Annotated in this window: 3 protein-coding genes; all 3 read right to left on the bottom strand. The window is 45.7% G+C overall.

Translation table 11 applies throughout. From position 1 onward, the window contains the following. Positions 1 to 85: 85 nt before the first annotated feature. On the bottom strand, positions 86 to 838 hold the full coding sequence (locus tag GA0061070_RS24245) for a DUF6538 domain-containing protein (protein WP_090139075.1): 753 nt from the start codon (positions 836 to 838) through the stop codon (positions 86 to 88). Positions 839 to 1,514: 676 nt separating this feature from the next. Next, positions 1,515 to 2,015 (bottom strand): GNAT family N-acetyltransferase, encoded by a 501-nt coding sequence (locus GA0061070_RS24240; protein ID WP_090139073.1) that lies wholly within the window; start codon positions 2,013 to 2,015, stop codon positions 1,515 to 1,517. A 114-nt stretch (positions 2,016 to 2,129) separates the two neighbouring features. Then, positions 2,130 to 2,354 carry a hypothetical protein gene (locus GA0061070_RS25765; RefSeq protein WP_049005647.1) on the bottom strand — a complete coding sequence of 75 codons (225 nt, stop codon included), beginning with the start codon at positions 2,352 to 2,354 and terminating at the stop codon, positions 2,130 to 2,132. Between the last annotated feature and the right edge of the window lie 301 nt (positions 2,355 to 2,655).

Raw genomic sequence — 2,655 nt, 5'->3', positions numbered from 1 at the left:
TTTCTGGTGTGAGAACCATAAGGAAACAACATGTTGGGTGGAGCGGACAATGCTAATGGTGAATTACCGTCTTATATCACTGGCGCTAACACATCCCGCTATGAGCGGCGATAGCGGTCACATCCCTTAATTCTTCCTCTCCTAACTCGTTAAACGCACTAATGAGCTTCGTAATTTCTTCGTCCGTGAATGCCTCGTAACTCTGGCGGCTCTGCGCTGTATTGAGTTTATGCCCTCTGAATACGTTACTTTCCAGCGGTGGGGCGTCCTGGTATCGGGAAGAGGCAAGATCGAGAATGTTTGCCATTGCAGAAAGATAGTTAGCCACTGTTTGGACTGCCTTTGTCTCTCTGAGATGATCAAGCCAGCCTGTAACGGTGGTACGGTTGATATCGTTTAGTTCCACATCCTTCTTTCGTAGGTAATTCAGGAACAGTTCTACGGCTTTCCTGGTTTTGCTTAATGTTCCCATTTTCAGGCGATCAGCGTTATGCGTAAGGTAAATCTCTAACATCTTATTCAGAGAGGGGCATTGGTAGATAATCGGCGCTGATGCTTTCGGGGCAGCTTTCGCGTACTTAGCAACGCTCTTTAAATAGCTGATCGTATCCTGCAAGCTGTCCGGTTTTGGCGGCTCTGCAATTTGCCTGATGTGGTGAAATTCATCGGCTATAACATCACGCTTCCTACGAGCCACACGAAGGTCGGAAGTGTTCAGACTACGGACGAGAGTTTTTCTTCCACCAAATGCATTACGAAGCCATACAGGAATTGAAATCCTGACGTAATAAACTCCGTAACTATCAGAGATGATGTATTGATCCGGCTTGTATTTCATTTTCCACCCCGTTAAAGTTTAGGGGCGTTTATCATGTGCATGATGAATGCCAGATTATCAGTGTGCGTAAAAATCGTTAAATCAGGTAGTTGCGAAGGTCGTAGAAGAAGACCCGAACACAAGATTTATCGCGTGTTACACTCCTATTATCGGCACCATCTTTTCTAATAAAATCATCTGGTTATCGTTGCGTTGTTTTGCTTTTTTTAACACGACCGTGCATTTTTGCGCGTTGTGCGTGTGGCAAAATTGTGGCAGACACAGTGCGATTGTTTGTGGATCAATGCAAGGGTATGCTAACTGCATGTGTTACCTTGTAGCCCCGCCTGTCTTGTCTTTTGAGCAATATTTCTACTTCTTGTTACGGACGTTGTCAGGCCTGCACGGTTAGGTCGAAAGGATGTTACTGCAACAACATACACAGGCATTCAAACGCGTTTAGTCGTCCATTTGGGAATTTGCATTCACTTGGCTACCCATTCGCATTTTACTTGGACATCTCTAACAAAAATGCATCCAATACCCAGCTATTGACAGGCAGCTTTGAGCGAGGAGCGGACATTGCTCACAGCATTTTTTGTGAATCAAAGGGGATCAGGTCAATCCCTGTTGTGCATCATAGTCCGGCGATACAATTTTCATGGCACACATACCGTCTGACCACATCACACATCGTCTAGGCCAAACGCTTCAACATGTGGATAGCGACTCCGCCGTTTCGTTCTTCACTGCGTTCAAATTCATAGCCTAATGATTCGTAAAAGCGAAGATTCACTTCAAATAGCGAGTTCGTATATAGCCTGACGACATCTAAACCGGCTTCAACTGCCAATTGTTCTGCAAGAGTCACCATTTTTCTCCCATAACCGCGTTTCTGAAAACGCGGGTCAACGGCTACGTTTTCAATGAGGATATCTTCCTTGCGCTGAATTGTTTCAACGAGCGCAGCCAGCTCTTCGCCATAGAACAAAAGGTCAACTCTGTTTTCTTTGATGAATGCAGCATGATCTGCCTTCATCGGAAGAGGTTCTCGGCCAATAACAGGCACCCACTTGGTGTATGCCATTTTGGTTAATGCCGTAACGGCCTCTGCATCACTAATCACTGCGATTCGCATCGTCTCGTTCATTTTTTTATATTTCTCGTTGTGACGGGGTATAGCACTCAAATTTAACATAAGAGTTCATTTGGAGTGTCCGCTTCTGGCACTCAGGTGACCTACATAACGGCGATCACCGAGGCTCAACTGGACAGTAAGATGTTTTTGTCCAGTTGTACCTGCCTGTGGCATTTATCTCAGTAATACCTGAATCAGCTGAACGAAGATATACACTGTCGCTGCCACTTGTATAGTCCGGAACCCCCATCTGAGATAGCGCCATTCATGGCGTTCTCTGGCATCAGCTGCTTCAATAGCGGGGTCAGAACATTTTCTTTTCCTGGCCCTAAATTCATCGATTACCCACAGGATGAGAATAAAGATAATGATTGTTTTCTGAAGGATGGGATTATCCACAAAGAGTGACTCCGGCCTGCCCGCTGATACAAGCAGAATAGATGAACCACCTTCACGTAGCCACCACTAAATGTAGGGGTGATATTCGTTTTCGTTCTGGTGGATTTTGCGGTGATTCTGTCCATGGCAGTTTGCTACCCTGCTATCTGGTAATCCCCCCGAAAAACCGGTGTGTTGATAAGTAGAATTTTCTCCTGACCTGAATACAGGGGGATTTCTATGAAGCGATCACGTTTTACTGACAGTCAGATCATCGCCATTCTCAAACAGGCTGAGGCGGGGACGCCGGTTCCTGAACTGT

The sequence above is a fragment of the Kosakonia oryziphila genome, from assembly GCF_900094795.1.
Taxonomy (GTDB): domain Bacteria; phylum Pseudomonadota; class Gammaproteobacteria; order Enterobacterales; family Enterobacteriaceae; genus Kosakonia; species Kosakonia oryziphila.
The sequence above is the reverse complement of the archived record's forward strand: the minus strand, read 5'-3'. Positions and strand labels throughout refer to the sequence as shown.

What these genes read in the sequence shown, in the direction of transcription:
- GA0061070_RS24245 (WP_090139075.1), bottom strand. Translation starts at nt 838, where the DNA reads ATGAAATACAAGCCGGATCAATACATCATCTCTGATAGTTACGGAGTT.
- GA0061070_RS24240 (WP_090139073.1), bottom strand. Translation starts at nt 2,015, where the DNA reads ATGTTAAATTTGAGTGCTATACCCCGTCACAACGAGAAATATAAAAAA.